The following is a 20,481-nucleotide window of genomic DNA, read 5'->3' as shown; positions in this document are numbered from 1 at the left end:
GTGAAAATGCCGATCGTCTACGTTCACGGTGTCGCCACGCGCGATAACAGCTCCGGCTATCGGGAGTCCTGGGAAGCGATCGAGACGTTGCTTCGCGAATACATCGCGCCCGTCATCACCGATCGGCCGGATGACGTCGCGGTGGAGATCGCCTACTGGGGCGACCTCGCTGCATCCACGCCACTCGGCGGGCTTGCAAGACCGCGCGGACGGCTCTTCGGTTTGGGGGCGGGCGACGGTGATCGTGTCTCCGCAGCGTTGATGGCCGAGTTCGCCGGCTCCTTCGATCCACTCGGGCTTCCGTCGGGGCACCTCGCGCAACCGGACCGACTGGCACCCTCCGGGCCCGCGCAGGCCGTCGACGCTTCGACGTTGAGGGACCTCGGGTCTGATGAACTCAGCGATCTGCTCATCGCGGCAATGCCGGAGGATCCCGCTTCGTTCGCTGGAACGCAAGTCGGCGATGCCGATGCGAGTGCGGCTGCACAGAGGAGAATGGCGGCCTGGGCCATTGCCGCCGACGAGGTTGCGCGTGACCCCTCAACGCGCGCGGGCGTCGAGGAGTGCGAGGACCTCGACGCTGAAGTCGACTACTTCTTCGGGCTCGTCGAGGCCCGGTATCAGGGGCCAACCGATTCTCTGATCGGATTGGGGGCAGGTCAAGGCTGGCCATCGGCGTGGCGGCAACGCGTCTCAGAGTCCGTGAGCCGCCTCACACATGTGCCCGGCTTCGTGCTGTCACGCGCGATGGCCGAGGTCCGAGGGCCCTTGAACGATGCCGTCACCACCTTCCTCGGAGATGTGTTCGTGTACTTGGCCGGGCGCGGAACGCCGGGAGATCCCGGTCCCATCCCCGCTGCCGTGCTTGAGACGATGAGGCGTGCTGCATCCCATCGGCTGGTCCCCGACGAGCCAATGATCGTCGTCACGCACAGCATGGGTGGCCAGATCATCTACGACCTAGCCACCAGCTTCCTCGAGCGCGAGCCCGACGCAGCACAGCTTCGCATCGACTTCTGGTGCGCGGCCGCATCTCAGGTGGGACTCTTCCAGGAACTCGACCTGTTCGTGTCGCACCCACCACGCAATCAAGCAGCCCCGGCTCCGTCGCGCGATCGATTGGGCCATTGGTGGAACGTGTGGGATTACAACGACTTCCTCAGCTACAGCGCCGCTGGCATCGTGGAAGGCGTCAACGACGAGTCCTACTCCAGTGGTCTGTCCCTCTTGAGCGCCCACGGCGGCTACTTGAAGCGCCCGAGCTTCTATCGGCGTTTCGCCGAGAAGCTCCGCGCGGTGGATTGGCTCGACGGTGGTGGTCCAGAATGACGGGGATGACCGACGCGGCGGCAGAAAAGCATGGCGAAGGTCCTCAGACGCTCGCGCTGGTCATCGGCGCCAGCCGCTACTCGCACCTCGGGGGCAAGTCTGGGATTGGCCGGACGACGGACACGTATGGATTGTCCGAGCTCAGCGTTTCGGCACTGACTGCCTACCGTTTTGCGGAGTGGCTGAGGGAGGCGTACCGAGTGTCCGGCAAACCGCTCGCACGCTGCTGGCTCCTCGCGTCACCGACCGAGGACGAGCTGCGGGTGGAGCCAGGCCTCGCCGGAGTTTTGGAACCGACCTTCCGTAACATCGAGGATGCGATCTGGGAGTGGTACACCGCAGCCCGCGACCTTTCAGCCACGAATGCACAGCGCAGTCGACTGGTGTTCTTCTTCAGCGGTCACGGTTTGGAGCGGATGATGGATGAGCAGCTATTGCTACCGAGCGACTACCTCAAACGCGGCTTGGTGAACCGCGCGATCAATGTCAGAGATTTGCGTCAGGCTCTGGCTGCCTGCGGCGTCTCGCAGCAGCTCTACTTGATCGACGCCTGCCGGAACGATCATCCGGGTTTGCGCGACCTTGGTCTAAGCCTCACGGGGACGCAGGTGCTCAACCCACTGGACAACTCCCGCTCCAACCCGGATTTGGATGCGCCTGTGTTGTATGGAAGTTCCAGCGGGCAGCAGGCATTCGGACCACGCTCTGTCGATGACGGTCTCACCCTGTTTGGTCAAGCGCTGCTCTCAGGACTCACGGTTCCCCCCGCCGACTCGGTGGTGCATGACAGCGGTGACTGCGTCATGCTAATCGACCAGCTTCAGGAGTACATGACCGCCCGGATCGCCGAGTTAATGCGCACCTATGACAGCGCCGCAACGCAGCGGGTGATGAAGGGCGGTCAGTCGGCAGGGCGATTCGTGATGAGCGAGCTTGCTTGTGACGGGTTCGCTCCGACCAACCCGCCGAGCGTGCGCGAATCTGAGCGGCTGGGGCGAACAGCGACAGTCGAATTCGTGGACCCGACCTCTGGCCAGCTGATCGGAGCAAGCGAGGGGGAGGATCCGTTTGGTGACGCTGGCATGGCCGAGATCTGGTCCGGCAAGCGTCTCGCTCGTCTCGGTGCGCTAGACGAGGAGTCAGGTCCGGATCCTGAACTCACCCTTGTCCGGGTCGATCGTCGGGGAACGTCCTTATACGACATCGTGATCCGAGTGGACAGCGACCCAATTGCAACTGTGCTGACGCTCAGCGAGGGGCCTGACGGCACGGGTCGTCGATTCGACTGTCATCTTCCGTGGGTCGGTCATGGCGCGCTATTCGCCCTTCGTCTCGCCCGCAACGACAGCGGTCGGCTCGTCCACATCGAAACGGATCTCGACTTAGCGAACACGAGCTCCTTGGGTCGCACTGCGGAAGCGTGGCGAACCTACCACGAGCAGAGTGCGGTGGCGGCGTTGCCGATCCTCTCCGATGGCGAGCTGTCAGACGTCGTCACGGGAGCCTCGCCCTCTCCACTGCCTCTCGTCGTGGCGGGGCTCATTCGGTTGGCTGCTGGTCACCGCCTCGATCCGAAGATGGTGGTGGACGCAGCGGTCGTGTACTCAAGCTGGTCGGACCTTGAAATGTTTCTACTCGAGTCTCGGGGTCGCGAATATGCCACATCCGTCGATCCCACTCGGCTGTCCGCACTTGCGCTGCCTCGCACGGCGGACGCAATGGCTCTGGCCTGGCGGCAATTGCCCCATCTGCATAGCGCTACAGCCTCGGGCGACGGTGTGATCGAATTGAGAGAACGTCTGGCCGAAGTGTTGCCCAGGATGCAACCAGGAAGCCTCTTTCCGGTCATCCTGAGCACTATTGAGTCGGTCGACCTTCGTTCCGAGCAGCAACGTTGAGCGCCGCGGCCGGGTGAGCCTTAGGTCTTGACCGATATCGCAAAACTACGTCGGCCTGCGGCGTTTTTCTCGTTATCGGTCAGCACATACGTCCGGGAAAGTCCCACTCTTGCCAGCACAAAGAAGAACCGCGCTCCCTCACTGGGGAGCGCGGGTGGCCGTTCGGCGTGCTCAGTAGGACAAATTCGGGGGTGTGCACATTGTGCACACCTTGTGCACACCTTGTGCTTCGGATCGGGTCGTACTGGCTCCGGACTGGGCCGGATTGGCGATGTTTGCGGGGGAGTGGCGGATTTTCAGGGGCTGGAGTCCGGTTCGAGTCCCACCTCGTGCACGTTTTCCCACGTCAGAGGCGTTTTTTGCTTCTGATGTGTGTACATTTAGCCTCCGGCGGCCCTCTGAGGCCGGCTGCGGAGTGCACCTGGCGCCGCGCGCGCCTATGAAGTTTTGTGGGTGGCGGGCTCAGGACCCTGGCGAGTAGGCCCTCCGTTTGCTGGGATGTGGGGGCATCGTGTCTCCTTTCCGGTTGATGTGGCGGCCGTAGTTGGTCTGTCACCTATTCATGTACCGCGGTTGCGCTGATGACATGACCTGGATCAGATTTCTTGAGATCCTTTCGCTATTTTCGTTCCATCTTGGAGTTTGGGGGAGCGGGAATGTGGCCGTTTGTCCGGCCAAAGGTGTGTGGACAGTGTCCACACGGTGTCCGCGGGCGGTTGTTCGCCTTGCATTGCTGTCCGTTCCTGCAGGTTCTGCCGGCACCACTTCATGCATCCAGGCGTTCCATGCGACATGACCTGGAGGAAAAATCGGTGTCCCTCGCCTTGTGACGGTTTGATCGGCTGCCCAACTGGCGATCTCGTTAGTCCGTTCCGCTGCTCGTCCGGTTCTGATGACACGTATCCATGTTCTGCGTCGACGATTCTGATATGACCTGCGGGGGAGACGGGGCGTGGAAGCCTGTCGTGGCCGCGGCGAGGGGGCCGTCGAGGGCGGTAGCGCCGGCTGGAACGGGGCGCGTGCCATTGGCTGGGAGTTCGTAGCTGCCCTGCTCCTTTGGGATTGTGCTCTGCGACCTCGCGCTGTCACCTCTCCATGCCATCCGCCCGCGGTTCAGACATGACCCCGTGACGAGATGTTTGCGAATCTCTGCACTGAGCCCGCAGCCCCGCAGGGATTCCAGCGGAGTAACCGGCAAGGAGTGGTGGTGTGTGGGACGGCAGCCCGTCCACTGGTGCAGTGTTGTCGCAGCTCAGGGGCATTTCAGGCCCAGAGTGTGGACAAATTTCCGAAGGAGTGTGGACACGCGCACGCCGGTTCTTCAATTCGCGTCACAGCGTGAGCTGCAGCAGTAGTCTTTAGGCGGTGTCGATTCGATGCCAGTCCGGTGCGAATGGCCGGGGCGGGAGCACTAAGAGGATCCGTAAAAAACGGCGGAAGCCGCGGATTCCCGATCCGTGGCCTCCGCCTTGTGTCTAAGGTTGTTTCGGATCTGCGGTACTGGCAGTCCAGAAATCGTTCATGGCCTTCACAGCCTCCTCTTTCGTCATGGCGGCCACGGTTTCCTCCGGGATCTTTGCCGTTCTGGTCAGCAGGATGACCAGCTCCAACGGCAACGCATTCTGCGGCACCTCAGGTATGCCCCGGTCAGGCAGACTGCCATCGTTCACACATGCCCAGAATTCGTCCACGGTGACCTCTAGTTGGTCCTTGAGGATTGCACCCCAAAGAGAAGCACCATAGGTTGTCCTGTCCACGGGCCGTGAAATTCGTGTCCGCAGGATCCGCCCGTCATGCAACGCAAGTTCATAGGTGGCGTGGTGGCGGACTTTCTGGCCCAGCGCGTTTAGCACAGGCTGCCACTTTTCGATTTTGCAAAAGGACTCGTGGTCATCTCTGGTGGCGGGTGGGTACTTTTGGCTCACTGCTTGCTACCGGTTAGCCATTCCGCCAGCTGCTCATCAGTGGATGCATCGATGATCTGCACCAGCGCCCAGTTTCCGTCGTGGTTCGGTGCCGTGCGCAAATGATCTTCCCAGTCTTCGGCGTAGTCTCGGAGGGCATCGATCAGGTCATGGGTTGCCTCCTCGAGTGTGGTGCCCTCAGCTGCCAAGGGAAGGCCCGGGATAAACATTGCCCATGCCCCGTCCTCAGGCACGACGTGAACATTTGCCGGTGTAGTCCTCACCAGAAACGCACGGAGCCGGTCTGTGTTGACCACCGAAGCCGAACTTTCCCCACGCGTGACGACTGACAAGCCGCCGCGGTCGCTTGTATCAAGGATCGCCTTTAGGGACTTTCGGGCATCGGCAAAGCCAAAGGTGCGCCGCTCATGAGTTGGAGTTGTCATACATGCATCATGCATTACGTACATGATGTACGTCAAGCACAAGAAGTACATCAGCATGGGTCGACCGCGTCGACTGATTGACCTCCTTAGTGCTGCTTGAGTGACGGGAGTTTTCGCATCCACTTCCGCCCCCCGTTGGTTTGTCGCCGATATATGGCCTTGTGTCGTATGCAGCGGTTCGCCGCGAATGCGGTCCTTGACCCAAATTTTTCTGAGAGGTTCGGGTGCGGAGCCGGGCCGGGCTGCTCCGCAGCCGCAAAGTATGGTCATGCGGGCCTCTGTCCAATGGCTCATGAGATGTTTTAAGGGAGGCGCAGTCGCAGTGAATCTTCTAGTAGCCGGGTGTGGCTCCTGACCGTTGACAGCTCCGTCTCGGCAGCGGTATTGCCCAGAAACCTGGTCCCGGTGAACCTAAGCAAGCAGTTGTCCGACCGCTGTCACCACAAAGAAGAACCGCGTTCCCCATGCTGGGAACGCGGTTGTTTATGCGTGCGCAAAAGGCGAATTTTGGGGTGTGGACAATGTCCACACTTTGGGCTTCGGACTGGGATCGGGCCGGATTCCGGATGTTTCCGCGGGTGCCCAGTGTTTGCAGGGGTTGGAATGCAGTTCGAGTCCCACCTCGGGCACGTGTTTCCGCAGGTCAGAGGCCTTTTCCTGACTGCTGACAAAACTTGACCTTCATGCCGATCGGGTGAAATAAATTGCGCTGGTGCGCAGGCGGGCCTGATGCGGAACCCTGCCAAAGGCCTTTTCGCTGAGCTGCGACCAAATCATTCGGCAGCCGAGCCGTGTGATCGTGCGTGCGATAGCTGCGAGTCCTGTTTCAAAAGCCATCGAGATTGCTCTCTGAAGGGAATCTGTGCTGAGCCTGGAATCGTGGGTCAATTTTTTTCGCGCCGGACTCGGGCAAGGTCAGAGAGCCGTGAGCGGTCGTGAAGGTAATCGTCCCCACTTCGCGAAGCCTGTGAAGTAGGTCTGTGGTCTGATCCCTATCCCATTCCATTGCCTCGCGTATTTCAGACCAGAGCGGGCCCCGTCCCTGTCGAGACCATGAATAGCTGATGATGCGCCTCAACTCTTGTACCAAATCGTCAGTTATCCGAATTGGCTCGATTCGTGCCATACGCCTCGCTTGGTAGCGTACGCGGGCGGCCTTGCGAGCCTGGTGTCGTTCTCTGACTTTTTCGAGGGTAGGAGTTTGCCTGGCGCGAATGAGACCCTCGGCGATTTTGTGATACGCCGACCCAGGGACGTATTTGTCGACGTACCTGGCCGCCTCCATGGCGCGTTCGTCGGTCACAAGGTGTTGGGGAAGTAGGCGTTTGAGCCACATTTCTGCCTCTCCTTTGCGTCCTTCAAAACTCGCCGGGATTGTCCTGTTACGCCTGGATTGATCTCGGACTCTTTGAGCGCTGAGCCTGGCTTGAACAATGGCGTGCTTGGGACGGCGACCTTCCCGAACCAAAGCGTTGGCGGTCTTCTGCAAGTGTGAACCTGCCCTATACCTTCCGACGTGAGGAGCTAATTCGTTCGCTCTTTCGTCGGTCACGTCCAGTCCAAGATGCGTTAGCCAGTCCCGGGCCAGCTCGAGCCGTTCATCCCTATCGAGCGAATGGGCGGCTTTTGCAGACAGGATGTTGGGCATAGATTCATTCACTGGTGCCTCCAACGCATCGTAGGGAATCCGGATGCTGAGAACGCTGTGGTTATTGTCCGAAGCATCTGCATGATCTTGAGGCTAAGCGGAATCAATGAATTTGAAGTGAACCAATCGTTCGCCCCGCCCCGCCTCACTGCGCGGATGCGGGTGTCTTGCGAACGTAGGCGTATGTTTCATCGGATTCAGCGTGGAAGGCTGAGCGCGTGGATGCGTCAGGGCGAGAGACAGCCGTGATTTCGAGCCTGCAGTGGCTTGGTCGGCCTAAAACCGGGGAAACTGCTGTTGGCCGTGCACGCAGGGCTTCAGCCGCAGGGCACCTTCTGTAGGAGGGCGCGAAATCATGAGTCTCTCATTTAGGGCCGTTTTCGCGGGGAGTGTCCCTTCGACCACAATGGAATCTGTGACTGAAGCCATTTCTGACGTTGCTGGTCAAAGGGCGTTGCCGGGCCTCTGTAATCCTGCAGACAACGCACTGCGACGTGAGCTCCACGAACTGCGCCTCGATAATGCCAGGCTGCGTAAACTCTTGGAACTCACGGAATCTGAATCAATGGCACCATACCTGGCCCAGGCTGTAATTCCTGCGGTGTTGCACCACGGTCCGGTCACCATGGAGTCGTCTCCGGAAGCGAAAGTCCGTCTGTTCCAGGACCTGTTCAGGGCACGCAATGACGTGTACGCAGTCCGGTGGGAAAACTCGCGGGACGGTCGCTCGGGCTGGGTTCCTGCGGTCGCCGGTGGCTGGCGCAAGGGCGCGAACATTGCGGGTGCCAGTTTCTTGCCGCTTACTCCGTTAGTCGTTGCCGATCATTTGCGCGGGGCGCAGCATATTGGCCTCTATCCATTGACTGAACAGGACACGTGCTGGTGGGTCGCCGCGGACTTTGATGGGGGCGCCGCAATGCTCGATGCGCTTGCGTACGTCAAGGCGGCTCGCTTTCGGGGTATCCCCGCAGCGCTGGAAGTGTCCCAATCCGGACGTGGCGCCCATGTATGGATCTTCTTCAGCACAGCTCTGCCGGCATCCGCAGCACGCCAGCTTGGCACGGGTCTCATCCACGAAGCGATGGCATTGCGTGGCAGCATGAGCCTGGCCAGTTATGACAGGCTTTTCCCCGCCCAGGACTTTCACTCGGGCAAAGGTATGGGTAACCTGATCGCGGCGCCGCTAAACGGCAAGCGCCGCCAGCATGGCACAACGTTGTTCCTCGACACTACGACCCTCGAACCATACGCGGACCAATGGGCGTACCTTTCCAGCCTGGATCGGCTCTCGGACCGGGAGGTTCGTACGCATATCCGAAGGCTGCCTGCAGTTAGCCTGGGACAAGAGGTCCGCCGGCTAGAACTGCCGCAATCGTCGAAGATCGTTCCACGCCCGGCACTGATCGTCCATGCAACATTCTCATCGCGCCTGACTCTCAAGGCAGCAGATCTTGGACCAGCGATGATCTCGGCCGTCAAGCATGCGGCGTCCATGCCGAACCCTGAGTTCTATGAACGCCAACGCCAGAGGCGATCCACCTGGAATATTCCCCGGTACCTGCGCAACTACGACGAAACGCTTGAGGGCGACCTCATTTTGCCGCGTGGGTTGCTGCCCTTATTGCAGCAACTGGTCGAATCGAGTGGTAGCTCGTTGCGCATTGATGATCAACGGGTGGAAGGCGCGGCCCAAAGCTTCGAGTTCTCGGCCCGCCTGCGCGCGGAACAACAAGGCGCCGTCGACGCCGCCACTGCTGCCGAACACGGAGTCCTGGTGGCCCCGCCCGGCACAGGCAAGACCGTTATGGCGTGTGCTGCGATGGCACTGCGTGGCGTCTCAACGCTCATTCTGGTTGATCGCAAGGCCCTTGCGGAGCAATGGCGCAGCCGCATCCGTGAGTTCATGGACGAGCAATGCGGCCAAATCGGAGGTGGCCGCGCCAAGACGACGGGTCGGGTCGACGTCGCGCTTTTGCCTACGCTGGCACGGCGGGGTAATGTTGCCGAGCTGACCGCCGGCTACGGTTTCGTCATCGTGGACGAATGCCACCACGTCCCGGCGGCAGCATTCACCCACGTCATGAACCAGATTCAGGCCCGGTACTGGCTGGGGCTGACGGCCACACCGTACCGGCGGGACAAGTTGGACTCGCTGATCTACCACCAGCTCGGCCAAATCTCACACACGATTTCCCCGGCTGTTCCGCAGCAGCTGCCAACGCACGAACGCGAGATTGCCGAACCGATGCTGATTTTGGAACTGCACCGGACCTCTTATGCGTACGACGGTGCCGCAGACCCCAGCGAACCGGGCGGGATCTCTGCCATCTACAAGGACTTGATCGCCAATGAGGAACGCCTGCAGCAAATCTACGACGACGTCATTGACGCTTACGAACAGAACTCCCGCATCCTTGTACTGACTACGTGGAAAGCCCATCTTGAGTCCCTGAGGTCCCGGTTCGAGGCGGCTGGTCTGCAGCCGGTGGTTTTCACCGGAGCGATGAGAGCCAAGGAACAGGCCGCCGTCGACCTTCTTGCCCGCACTGATGATGCGCAGCCTCTGCTGGTCTTGGGCACCGGCTCGTACATTGGAGAAGGCTTTGACTGCCCCAAACTGGATACCCTGTTCCTTGCGGCACCTATTTCCTTTAAGGGCAGGTTGGTCCAATACGCCGGCCGGGTAATCCGGCCGTACCCAGGGAAAACTGTGGCGACCGTTCACGACTACTACGACGAATCAACACCCGTACTGGCCGCATCCCTGAACAAGCGGGCTCCGGGCTACGTCTCGCTCGGGTTCCCTGATCCGCGCAAGCTCAAAAGCAGATAACATCGTATCCAGGAACGGTTGGCACCCGTGTCCGCGCTGCCACAACTCCTCGGAACCGTATTCTCGAGAGGTCACCATCGGGCAGCCGGATACGCCTCACGCCAGTGAACAACCTGATACCGCTTGGTATCATCGAACATGGACATGAACCTGCGTGTTCCAGAAGACGGCGACCGCCGTCCGGATGAGCTTACCGCCAAGGCGCGCACCCCCAAGTCGGCGCTTCTTCGTCAAGTTGCCAAGTCGGACGCCCAGCGTCGCCGGCGCAGCCAAGACATCAGCGCGGGCCTGGAATTCGCTATGAGCCACGACGCCGGGCTGTTGAGGCGCCTGGAGGATGCCTGAGTTCCCGCCTCGAATACGCCGACATCGTCGCCTTGCCGGCAATTCTTCTCTGCGACGCACTGTCTGGCCTCAACCGTCATGAGTGTAACGGCTCGTCCCTCCTGCACGTCCAACAAGTGGTAGCCCGCAATATAACACTTGAGTTGTAGAACACCTGAGTTGTTTCATGGACTCGATGTGGAACGTTGACGCGGGATCAGTTGAGCCGTGGCTGTTAGGTCTTGACCAAGACTCGTATGAGCAGACCGTTGCTGCATTAGAGCTTCTCGCCGAGCGCGGACCTCAGCTTGTCGTCCATTGGTCGGCGGGACAAGGCGGGCAACTGGAGCAAGTGGTACAAGACGAACATTCCGGTTGCGGATGACCTGTTCGATGATCATCTGAGGATTCTGAAAGGAGGGGCGTAGTGGCGAAGTCCATTGAGGAACTGTTGGCCAAGCGTCCGGTTGACCGGGCAGCTGTGGATGCCCACAAGAAGCGCATGGTCGATGAGGTCCGGGCCTACCGGCTTCGAGAGCTCCGCGAGGCCTCTGAGCTGACGCAGGTCGAGCTGGCTGGGCGCCTGCACGTCAGTCAGAACCGGGTGTCCCGCATCGAGCACGGTGACATTGATCGTGCCCAGGTCGATACTTTGCGGAAACACGTCGAGGAGCTCGGCGGCCGGCTTCGTGTCGAGGTTGAGCTAGGCGATGAACGAATCCAGATCGCCTGACGAAGCGATCCCTGACGGCAGCCGTCTGCCCGGACAGCGAGGTCTAAAAGGTGGGAAAAAGGGGTGTGCACAATGTGCACACCCGAGGCTTCGGATCGGGTCGTATATCGGTCGGATCGGCCCGGATTCCGCATGTTTCCGGGACTTCCCAGTGTTGGCAAGGGGTGGAATGCAGTTCGAGTCCCACCTCGGGCACGTTTCCCCACGTCAGGGGCGTTTTTTGCTGCTGATGTATGTACATTTACCCTCCGTCGGCCCCTCTGAGACCGGCTGCGGAGTGTGCCTGGCGCCGCGCGCGCCTATGAACTTGTGTGGGTGGCGGGTTCAGGGCTCTGGCTAGTGGGCCCTCCGCCTGCTGGGATCTACCCAGTTGCTGGCTCCTTTCTGACTTCCCTGGTGACCGTAGTTGGTCTTTCACCTATTCATGGCCTGGGGGTGAGCTGATGACATGACCTGTGCGAGATTTCTTGAGGATTTTTCGCCAAATTTCGCTCCTTCTTATGGCTTGGGAGCGGGAATGCGGCCGTTTGTCCGACCAAAGGTGGTGTGCACATTGTGCACACCCAGTCCACGGGCGGTTGTTCAGCGTGCATCCTGTTTCCTTCCTGCAACTTTTGGCTGTTACCAGTTCATGCGTCCAGGCGTCCCAGGTGACATGACCTGCGGGGGAACTCGCAGGCTAACGCGCGGGCCGGTGCCTGGGAGTTTATGCCTGACGTGTTCCTTTGTGTCGGTCAGTCGGCGTTTTCGCGCCGCCACCTCTCCATTCCTGCCGCACGCGGTTCCGACATGACCCGCCCGTGGAACGTTCGCGAAGCTCCTTGGTGAGCCCACGCGTTTTGGGGCTGTCGATCGCTACACGCGTATCAATGCCCCACGAGGGTGGCTGCTGGCCGGCAAATGCCCGGGCATGCAGCCCCCAGGAATGTGCCGGACAAGCCCCGCAACCAAGCCCCGCAACCAAGCCCCGCAACCGCTAAGGAGGGATGGTGTGTGGAACCGGAGCCCACCAATAAACACGGTGTATGCGCAGGACAGTGTCATTTCAGCGTTTCTGCGTGCACAAATTTTGGCAGAAATGTGGACAGGCGCACGCCTCTAGTTCACGACTCGTCACGGATTCGCCGAAGAGGAGGAGTTCCATCGGAAGGTGCGGGCCGGGCATGTCGGTAATGGGGCTGTCCCTAAGTTGGGGAAGTTGTCGCTGGGCGAGCAATTCGGCGAGTTGCGCCGTCGTCGGCTCCTCCCCGTCGATGAGGCTGTTCCCGAGTCGGCGGGCAGCGGCTGTCCGCTCGGCGGAGCGTGGGGCTAGGACGGCCTTCAGGTGAGTGTCGACGTCGGCCGGGAACTAGGGAGTAACCGTTTCGGTGGGGGAGGCCGGGGGCAAGGCTGTCCTGGAATCGGCTGCCGCGGAAGATAAGTTCGGCGTTGCGCAGGCTCGACTGGATGTGCGCCCGGAGCGCCGTGGGCCAAAGGAGACCGTTCGTTCTCGATGGCGTCCAACGGTTCACCGACATGATGTTCAAGGTTTCTCGCGGGATTCCGCCAAAAACCATGCCCATGTTGACGCTTCACGCGATCCGCTCCGTCAGGCCTGCGCGTGGTCCCGTCGCTCGAGCAGGCGGGACACTGCGTAGCCGATAACGACGCCCCAGAATGCGGCATGGATGTTGAAGAGGTCCAGGCCGGAGATCGTGACGACGAAAGTAACCAAGGCTCCCAAGGTGAAGTTCGTGGCGAAAGCGGAAACGAAGGCCTGTTGGAGGGCACGCAGCATGGCGATTCCCCCCAGGGCCAGAACGAAAGCTTCGGGCGTGGCCAGCATGAGGCGGGTGAGCAGCGGAGCCAGCAAAGCGCACAGCAGGGACAGTAGTCCGTAGACCACCGCGGCCGTGTACTGGCGCTTTTTCTGCCCGGAGGCGGTCAGAAGGGCGTTGGTAGGTCCAGTGACACAGGCGGAGACCGCGCCGAGTGTGGCGTTGAGCAGTGAGAACACGCCGGCGGTCATCGCGGAGACATTGATCGGAGGGTTGTGTCCTGCGGCCCGGAGCACAGCAGCGCCTTGTCCGTTCTGCACCACGAGGACCGTGAGTGCCAGGGGGATCACTAATTCCAGTTGGGCAGCCCAAGTGAACGCGGGGGCTGTGAACACGGGCATGGCCAGGATCGGTCCGCCTTGGGACATCGCGAACCGGCCACTGATCACAACGGCGACGACGCCTGCCGCCAAACTACCGAGTACCGGAGGGAGGCGTCTGCCTAGGGAGGGCACGGCGGTGAGTACAAGGAACGCCAGCACCATGGGTGCCGCCACTGCGGGGTCGGCCCGTGTGGAGGAGACGATGTCCGTCCCGAACCGAAGGAACACGGCGGCGACCATGGCCATGACGATCGGAACGGGGATCGCGGCCATGATCGGACGCACTACTCCGGACGAACCAAGCGCGAGAATCAGCACACCGGCGGAGAAGAACGCCCCTACCACCTCAGGAAACGACAGATGCTGCAGCGACGGCCCCAACAGCACGGTCCCTGGGATGGACCAGGCGAAGCCCAACGGCTGGCGATAGATCAGTGACATCACCAGGGTCGCCGCGCCAGCGGAGAGGAACATGGCGAAGACCCACGACGCGAGCTGGGCCTCCGTCAGTCCGCCGAGCGACCCGACGGTAAGAGTGACCGCTACCGGCCCGGACGCGGAGAAAGCCAGTCCGACAAGCCCGTTCGAGGCGTAGTGTGGGCCGATGTCCCGCAGGATGTCGCGTACGCCAGCCGGACGGAACTGGGGCCGTTCTAAGCGTGGTTGGGCTCCATGGACCGGGCCAGGCCGTGATCCGGTGGTCACCGGCGCGGTGCTTTGGAAGCGGGGCATGATGTCTCCTGAGCGATGGCGGAGGTGGGGTCCTGATGACTACAAAGGCCGCCGCAGTGGATACAGATTCCTCAGCGGATGGAGTTGGGATGCTTGGCCAATAGGGTGACCTTGATTTTCATGAAGGGGTACATCGGGAAGCTGCTCAGGATCTGGTGCAGTTCGTCATTGGATTCGACGTCGAACACCGAATAGTTTGCGTACTCGCCGACCACTCGCCAGATGGAGGCAAGGCGGCCGTCCTGTTGCAGGGCCTGGGAATACTCTTTCTCCAACCCCTGCATGCGGGTGACGTCCTCAGCGGAGAGGTGCGCTGGGAATTGCACGTCCATGCGGGCTAAAAACAACATTCTTTTTCCTCCTTGATGGTCGGCTAGGACAGGCGGTAGGCCGCGAGTTTGTCCTCGTCGATCTCGGCTCCGACCCCCGGCAGATCGCGCACGGAGATCGTGCCGTCGATTATCCGGAGTGGATCCGCCAGCAGGTCGTCGGCCATATCGAGGAAGTTCGACAGTTCCCCTGCCCGGCGGCTGGTGGCCTCGTGTGCGGCGCCGAAGGTGACAGTCGCAAGCGAGCCGATCTGGGTGTCGATCTGGTTGCCCATGGTCACATCCACGCCGAGGCCGGTGCATAGCCCTAATATCTCGGTGGCCTCGGTGAAGCCGGAACGGGCGGTCTTGATGCAGATGGCGTTGCAGCCACCGGAAAGCAGTTCCCGGGACGCGTCCCCAGCCGTGGGGACGGATTCATCGCCTACCACCGGGATTGGCGATTTGTCGACCAGGCGGCGGCGGCTCAGTGCTTCCTTGGCGTCGCACGGTTCCTCGAGCATGGTCAGCCCGAGCCCCTCGGTCCTCCGGAGCACCTCGAGGGCTTCGTTCGCGGTCCAGCCGCGGTTCGCGTCAAGGTATAGCTCCACGTCCTCGCCCAGTCCCTCGCGCAGCACGTGGCAGGCCTCCACGTCCAGTGACAGCGGCCGACGGCCCACTTTCAGCTTGAAGGTGGTGATGCCGTATTGCTCGCCGAAACGCAGGGCCTCGTCGAGGAGTTCCTGCGCTGGCCGGAAGCCGAGCATGTGGCTGACCCGCATGCGGTCGGTGTACCCACCCAATAGCTTGTGCACTGGAGTGCGGAGCGTTTTGCCGATCGCGTCCCACACCGCGATGTCTACGGCGCCTTTCGCCACTTGGTTGTGAATGGTCCGGCGCATTACTGCATGAATCTGCTCCCGGTCCACGATCTCGAGGCCGGTCAGCTGTGGGGCGAAGGTTTTCTCGATGATCGTCCCGATGGACTCTTGTGTCTCGCCGTAGGTATATGGGCGGGGGGGTGCGTCCGCGACTCCTACGACGCCGTCGTCGGTGTGCACACGCACAAGAACATGGTCAGCGTTTGCCACCTCGCCGCTGGCGAACTTCAGGGGGTGCGTGTACGGGATGGAGTACGGGATCACTTCGATCCGCTCGATCTTCAACGGCTCGGTTCCTTTCGCTTGTGTCAGGCAGTCCAGTGGTGCTGGGAAGAACGGTGCCCCAGGGCTCATTGCCCTGGGGCACCTCATTGGACGGAAATTATGAACCCGACCATGTCACAGGAGTTCCTATTTGGACTGTCCCACTTTGGCGAGGACATAGTCATATGAGGCTTCTTCGCCGGCAGCGCCGTCTGTACGCGGTGTGGTGTTGAGCATCAGCTCCGGCTTGACAGCCGAAGCAATGTCGTCAGCGTTGTGCGGGTCACCGGGGAAGTAGAGCTGCTGGGTTACAGGCTGATAGCCGGGCGCTGAGACCTTGATGTGAATGTGGGCCGGGCGCCAGGCGTGCCAACCCGCAGCACTGATCAGCTGTCCACAGGCTCCATCAGTGGGGATCTGGTACGGAGCCGGGCGCATGGTGTGGAGGACGAATCGTCCCTCGCTGTCGGCCTGCACGTTGGCGCGGAACAGCCAGTCCGGCAGGCCCGGGGCGTACTGAGAGTAGAAGCCCGCCGAGTCCGCATGCCAAATTTCCAGCTGTGCACCTTGGATCGGGTTGCCGTCGGTGTCGGTGAACTGGCCGCTGAACTGCAACGGAACGCCATCTTCGTCATCGCGCATCTCTACCGTGGCGGGGGAATCCAGCACAGGCGAGTTCGGGACGTAATAGGGTCCCTCGATGGTGCCTTTCGTGCCGGGCCGGTCCTGGGAGTTGACATCCTCCACGGTGTGCTCAAGCCACACGTCGAGGAATAGTGGCCACTCGCCATCGTTGCCCACCTTGATCAGCCAGGCTTTCAGGGCGTTGTACTCCTCGTAGGTGACTTCGTGTTCCACGACGATGTCGTTAGCGGCTTTGATGAGGGCGCCGGCGAGCAAGCTCACGCGCTCCTTAGGTACTCCCGTTCCCGTGGGCTTGCCCGAAGCGGCGAAGCGCTCGGTCGCCTTCGAACCGGCCTCCACAGCGGTGCCCTCATTTTCTTGGCGGGTGTCCAACTGATTCTCAGTCATAGTGATCTCCACACTCCTCTGTGCACCGGGAACGGGAAATTTCCCGTTCCCTAAAACGCGCCGGCCGCGGGCTGTGCACCCGCAGGCTCACCGGCTTCACGTGACGTCCAACTCATGTTAGTCAGGTGATAAGGACGAAACAAGGACTTATATAACGCCGATTATGTAGGCTCACTTACATAAAGACACCCTTGGTTCGTACTAGGGTTTTGCCTGATGTGAGCGCTGTCACCTTGTAGCAGACTGGGTGGAACACATTCATTCCGCCCGAGGGGGTTCAGGTGCGGCCGCACAGTCGCTGCCCGCCTACCCGCACCCTCTCCAAAGAAGGAGCACACCATGACCGAGAATCTGACACGTGTCCGTGGAGTCCTGGCTGACGCCGTCGTCGACGATCGAGAGAACGGCGTTATCCGGGCGAAGCGTGAAATCTTCACCGACCAGGAAATCTTTGAATTGGAGATGAAGCACATCTTCGAGGGCAACTGGGTCTACCTTGCCCATGAATCCCAGATCCCCAACGTGGGGGACTACTTCACCACCTACATCGGCCGGACTCCCGTCGTGCTTACACGGGACAAGGACGAGAAGATCAACTGCATCGTCAACGCCTGCTCCCACCGTGGCGCCATGCTGTGCCGGCGCAAGACCGACAACAGGACCACCTTCACCTGTCCCTTCCACGGCTGGACATTCAAGAACTCCGGAGAGCTCCTTAAAGTCAAGGATTCCCGCAATGCCGGATACCCGGAAACCTTCAACAAGGAGGGCTCACACGACCTCACCAAGGTAGCCCGCTTCGACTCCTACCGGGGCTTCCTGTTCGGCTCATTGAATGCTGACGTCCTCCCGCTGGAGGAGCACCTGGGAGATGCCACCAAAGTCATCGATTCGATTGTGGACCAGTCCCCGGAGGGGCTCGAGGTCCTGCGCGGGTCGTCCACCTACACCTATGACGGCAACTGGAAGGTCCAGGCGGAAAACGGCGCCGACGGCTACCACGTCACCGCCGTGCACTGGAACTACGCCGCGACGACGGCCCGCCGCACCGCCGGTGATTCCGCCAACAAGACCAAGGCCATGGACGCCGGCAAATGGGGCAAGGTTAAAGGCGGCTTCTATTCCTACGATCACGGGCACCTGCTGCTGTGGCAGGAGTGGACCAACCCCGAGGACCGTCCGTTGTGGGACCGCCGCGACGAGCTCGTCGAAAAGTACGGCGAGGAGATGGCAAACTTCATGATCAACATTTCACGCAACCTCTGCCTGTACCCGAATGTGTACATCATGGACCAGTTCTCGTCGCAGATCCGTCACTTCCGTCCCATATCAGCGGACCAGACCGAGGTGACGATCTACTGCATCGCGCCGAAGGGTGAATCGCAGGAAAACCGCTCAAAGCGCATCCGCCAGTACGAGGACTTCTTCAATGCAACCGGCATGGCCACACCGGACGACCTCGAGGAGTTCCGATCCTGCAACAAGACCTACTGGGCCACATCCGCGCCGTGGAACGACATGACGCGAGGCTCCACCCACGAAATTGCGGGTCCTGACGAGCAAGCCACAGCGCTGGGCATGTCGCGGGTGATCGCCTCCGGTGTACGCACCGAAGACGAGGGACTCTACCCGATCCAGCACGGGTACTGGAAGGAAGTAATGGACAAGGCCCTCGCCGAGGCGGAATCCGTTGCCCAGGAATCCTTACCGGTCACGGCGTAATCAAGACTTTCCGAATCCTTACAGAGAGTGCTGAAAACCAATGGCCAACCTCATTAAGTCCTTAACCGCGCTCAAGAGCGGCGATGAAATCGCGACCCTCGAGACTGTTCGCGCCTTCCTTTACCGGGAAGCCCGGCTGCTGGACGACCGCCAGTTCGACGAGTGGCTCCAGTGCTACCACCCGGACTCCGAGTACTGGATGCCGGCGTGGGACGTCGATGACCGGCTCACGGTGGACCCCCAGAACGAGATCTCGCTCATCTATTACGACAACCGCGGCGGCATCGAGGACCGGGTCTTCCGGATCAAGACGGACCGCTCCTCCGCTACCTCCCTCCCTGAGCCGCGCACCGGGCACAACATCACGGACGTTGAAGTCCTGGAGCACGACGGCGACCAGGTCAAGGTCCGTTTCAACTGGTTCACCCTGTACTTCCGGTACAACACCACCGACACCTATTTCGGCACGAGCTTCTACACCATCGATCTCTCCGGCGAGCAGCCGGTGATCCTGAAAAAGAAGGTTGTACTGAAGAACGACTACATCCACCACGTGGTGGATGTCTACATGATCTGACGGCGTCCCGGCAACCGTACGGCGCGGCCGCAGCAGCGCCCGCAGGAGCATCCCGCCGTCGGGTCTGCTCGTAAGAGATAACCGCACTAACTTTACGGGGGTTGCGAGGATGCGACCCCCAACCAGGAGGAAATCATGGGCCATCAGGTAGCCCTCAGTTTCGAAGATGGCGTCACTAAAGTCATCAAAGTCGGCGACTACGAGACCGTCATGGACGCGGCGTACAAGGCCCGCATCAACATCCCCTCAGACTGTCGGGATGGCGCCTGCGGCACGTGCAAGGCGTTTTGCGACTCCGGCTCTTTCGACCCCGGCGACTATATCGACGACGCCATGACCGAGGAGGAGCTTGAGAAGGGCTACCTCCTCACTTGCCAGGCCGTTCCGGAATCGGACCTCGCCATCCAGATCCCGGCGACCTCCGAATCCGCGAAAACCTCAGCTGCCACTTTTGTTTCCACGCTGAAGGAACTCGACAAGCATTCGGAGTCCACCATCTCCTTCGCTCTGGAGGTGCAGAACCGGGAAGCACTGGCTTTCCTGCCCGGCCAGTACGTCAACATCAAGGTCCCGGGCACCGACGCGGAGCGCTCATACTCGTTCAGCAACGGCCCCGAAGGGATGGATGCGTCCTTCATGGTGCGCATCACGCCGCAAGGCGCGATGTCCGAGTACCTGCGTGACCGCGCGGCAGTAGGGGACACCATCGAGTTCACAGGCCCTTACGGCTCCTTCTTCCTTCGCGAGCCCAAGCGCCCCCTGCTCCTGCTGGCAGGCGGCACCGGCCTGGCCCCGCTCCTGTCCATTCTGGAGAAGTTGTCCGAGAACCCCCCGGCCACGCCGGTCCACCTAATTTATGGCGTCTCTCGTGAAGCCGACATCGTGGGCCTCGACTGGCTGCGCACCTACGAAGCGAAGTTGCCGACCTTCACCTGGGATTACATTGCCTCCGAGGCGGATACCTCCGCCCCGCACACGGGATACGTCACGCAGATCATCCAGCCGTCCCACCTCAACGATGGCGACGTCGATATCTACCTTTGCGGACCGCCACCCATGGTCAACGCCGTCTCCAAGTGGCTGGACACCGAGGGCATACAGCCAGCCAACTTCTACTTTGAACGTTTCGCTCCCAAGGAAACCACCGGCGGGGACGCCGAGACGGGCGCGCCCGCCCCCGCGGATAAGGTGGAGACCGCAGGCGACACCATCAGCCGTGTGGAAGCCATTTCATCTCTGGAGACCGGCCGGCTCGAGTTCCGTAAGGAAGACAGTTTCGCGCACCTGGACGCCCGCATGGGCCTTGAACTTGCCGTGACCGAGCTGATGTTGGACCGCCTGAGCAAAGAGCAGTTGCACCAGTTCCGTCGTCTTGCCGAAGCGACCACCCGGGCGGTGGACGCCGGAAGGGTTCTCGACCCGGAGGAGTATGTCAGGACCAATGAAGAGTTCCACGAGTACCTGTTCATGATCTCCAACAACCCCATGCTGCTGGAGTCCTACCGTCGGCTCGACGTCCACGCCCAAATGGCAGCCACTTTTGCTGAGGGGACGCATATCTTTGACCGGGTCGCCCAGGACCACCTAGATGTCGTGGACGCGTTTGAGCGCGGCGACAAGGAGCGGGCCCGGGAAGTGATCATGGCTCACGCCCACGATGCAAAAGGAACTATGGCCGAAGCGATCAACGCCACGGTCAAGGGCTTCTGA

The 20,481-nt window shown here is 61.0% G+C and carries 14 protein-coding genes; 8 read left to right on the top strand and 6 right to left on the bottom strand.

Annotated elements, in window-relative coordinates:
- The first annotated feature begins 6 nt into the window (after nucleotides 1-6).
- A complete protein-coding gene (locus tag ACX80V_RS03920) occupies nucleotides 7-1,329 on the top strand; it encodes a hypothetical protein (RefSeq protein ID WP_485842038.1) in 1,323 nt (440 codons plus the stop codon).
- Between the two features lie 5 nt (nucleotides 1,330-1,334).
- Nucleotides 1,335-3,227 (top strand): caspase family protein, encoded by a 1,893-nt coding sequence (locus ACX80V_RS03915; protein WP_485842037.1) that lies wholly within the window; start codon nucleotides 1,335-1,337, stop codon nucleotides 3,225-3,227.
- 1,475 nt (nucleotides 3,228-4,702) lie between these two features.
- Here the strand turns inward: ACX80V_RS03915 and ACX80V_RS03910 are convergent.
- Nucleotides 4,703-5,080: a cytotoxic translational repressor of toxin-antitoxin stability system gene (locus tag ACX80V_RS03910; RefSeq protein WP_485842036.1), complete on the bottom strand. Its 378-nt coding sequence runs from the start codon at nucleotides 5,078-5,080 to the stop codon at nucleotides 4,703-4,705.
- A 68-nt stretch (nucleotides 5,081-5,148) separates the two neighbouring features.
- Nucleotides 5,149-5,577 carry a RelB antitoxin-like protein gene (locus ACX80V_RS03905; protein WP_485842035.1) on the bottom strand — a complete coding sequence of 143 codons (429 nt, stop codon included), beginning with the start codon at nucleotides 5,575-5,577 and terminating at the stop codon, nucleotides 5,149-5,151.
- Between the two features lie 2,063 nt (nucleotides 5,578-7,640).
- On the opposite strand from ACX80V_RS03905, the gene ACX80V_RS03900 reads away from it, so the two are divergent.
- The 3 genes from ACX80V_RS03900 (at nucleotide 7,641) to ACX80V_RS03890 (ending at nucleotide 11,115) form a co-directional block, all read left to right on the top strand.
- Nucleotides 7,641-10,058 (top strand): TOTE conflict system archaeo-eukaryotic primase domain-containing protein, encoded by a 2,418-nt coding sequence (locus tag ACX80V_RS03900; RefSeq protein WP_485842034.1) that lies wholly within the window; start codon nucleotides 7,641-7,643, stop codon nucleotides 10,056-10,058.
- A gap of 138 nt (nucleotides 10,059-10,196) precedes the next feature.
- Nucleotides 10,197-10,403: a hypothetical protein gene (locus ACX80V_RS03895; protein ID WP_485842033.1), complete on the top strand. Its 207-nt coding sequence runs from the start codon at nucleotides 10,197-10,199 to the stop codon at nucleotides 10,401-10,403.
- A 406-nt stretch (nucleotides 10,404-10,809) separates the two neighbouring features.
- On the top strand, nucleotides 10,810-11,115 hold the full coding sequence (locus ACX80V_RS03890) for a helix-turn-helix domain-containing protein (protein WP_485842032.1): 306 nt from the start codon (nucleotides 10,810-10,812) through the stop codon (nucleotides 11,113-11,115).
- A 1,588-nt stretch (nucleotides 11,116-12,703) separates the two neighbouring features.
- Here ACX80V_RS03890 and ACX80V_RS03885 read toward each other — a convergent pair.
- From ACX80V_RS03885 to catA, 4 genes are all read right to left on the bottom strand, one after another.
- Nucleotides 12,704-13,987, bottom strand: a complete 1,284-nt coding sequence (locus tag ACX80V_RS03885; protein ID WP_485842031.1) for a benzoate/H(+) symporter BenE family transporter — start codon at nucleotides 13,985-13,987, stop codon at nucleotides 12,704-12,706.
- A 71-nt stretch (nucleotides 13,988-14,058) separates the two neighbouring features.
- Nucleotides 14,059-14,337: a muconolactone Delta-isomerase gene (gene catC, locus ACX80V_RS03880; protein WP_485842030.1), complete on the bottom strand. Its 279-nt coding sequence runs from the start codon at nucleotides 14,335-14,337 to the stop codon at nucleotides 14,059-14,061.
- A gap of 23 nt (nucleotides 14,338-14,360) precedes the next feature.
- The gene (locus ACX80V_RS03875) at nucleotides 14,361-15,461 is read right to left on the bottom strand and encodes an enolase C-terminal domain-like protein (protein WP_058932640.1); all 1,101 of its coding nucleotides are present in this window, start codon (nucleotides 15,459-15,461) and stop codon (nucleotides 14,361-14,363) included.
- Between the two features lie 126 nt (nucleotides 15,462-15,587).
- Nucleotides 15,588-16,472, bottom strand: a complete 885-nt coding sequence (gene catA, locus ACX80V_RS03870; RefSeq protein ID WP_485842029.1) for a catechol 1,2-dioxygenase — start codon at nucleotides 16,470-16,472, stop codon at nucleotides 15,588-15,590.
- Between the two features lie 339 nt (nucleotides 16,473-16,811).
- Between catA and benA the strand changes: the two genes are divergently transcribed.
- The 3 genes from benA to benC all read left to right on the top strand — a co-directional run bounded on the left by benA (nucleotide 16,812) and on the right by benC (nucleotide 20,481).
- Nucleotides 16,812-18,194, top strand: a complete 1,383-nt coding sequence (gene benA, locus ACX80V_RS03865) for a benzoate 1,2-dioxygenase large subunit (RefSeq protein ID WP_485842028.1) — start codon at nucleotides 16,812-16,814, stop codon at nucleotides 18,192-18,194.
- Nucleotides 18,195-18,234: 40 nt separating this feature from the next.
- Nucleotides 18,235-18,771: a benzoate 1,2-dioxygenase small subunit gene (gene benB / locus ACX80V_RS03860; protein WP_485842027.1), complete on the top strand. Its 537-nt coding sequence runs from the start codon at nucleotides 18,235-18,237 to the stop codon at nucleotides 18,769-18,771.
- 135 nt (nucleotides 18,772-18,906) lie between these two features.
- Nucleotides 18,907-20,481: a benzoate 1,2-dioxygenase electron transfer component BenC gene (gene benC, locus ACX80V_RS03855; protein ID WP_485842026.1), complete on the top strand. Its 1,575-nt coding sequence runs from the start codon at nucleotides 18,907-18,909 to the stop codon at nucleotides 20,479-20,481.

The organism is Pseudarthrobacter arbutini (genome assembly GCF_054510915.1).
Note: the sequence above shows the minus strand (reverse complement) of the source record. Positions and strands in the feature narration are given on the sequence as shown.